Genomic DNA, 596 nt, shown 5'->3' on the forward strand with positions numbered 1-596 from the left:
GGCTCTTCGCAGATGAGGGTGTAGCGGTGGTCGGCGCGTCGTTGCCGGGATAGGGGTCGAGGTCTTCCGAGGATGGAGGTTCCTACGCCAGCCATCCGAAAGACCTCGACGTGCTCAACGCTACCGGTGGCGCCGCCTTTGGCTGCGCCGATCTGACCACCTTCTGCCGCCTTGATGAACTCGGACTGGAGGTGACCGGGCAACGGCTGGAAACCGACCGGGCTCTGCTGGCGTGCCGGATCAGCGGCGACGACTCGTGGTGTCGCCGCTGCGGTGAGCAGGGCACCGTGCGTGACAGCGTGACCCGCCAACTTGCGCACGAGCCGTTCGGCTGGCGACCCACGACCCTGCTGGTCACGGTCCGCCGCTACCGATGTACCGGCTGCGCTCATGTGTGGCGCCAGGACACCAGCAAGGCCGCCGAACCACGCGCCAAGCTCTCGCGCCGCGCGCTGCGGTGGGCGCTGGAAGCCCTTGTCTGCCAGCACCTGAGCGTGGCCAGAGTCGCCGAAGCCCTGGCGGTGTCGTGGAACACCGCCAACAACGCGGTCCTGGCCGAGGGCAAGCGGGTACTCATCGCTGATCCGGCCCGCTTC

Annotated in this window: 1 protein-coding gene; it reads left to right on the top strand. The window is 68.3% G+C overall.

Annotated features, from left to right (window positions below; all coding sequences use genetic code 11):
- Positions 1-110 precede the first annotated feature (110 nt).
- The coding region (locus tag ORI27_RS32915; RefSeq protein ID WP_266001440.1) for a helix-turn-helix domain-containing protein at positions 111-596 on the top strand (486 nt) is incomplete at its 3' end.

Origin of the sequence: Mycobacterium pinniadriaticum (assembly GCF_026242045.1) — a bacterium.
Lineage (GTDB): Bacteria > Actinomycetota > Actinomycetes > Mycobacteriales > Mycobacteriaceae > Mycobacterium > Mycobacterium pinniadriaticum.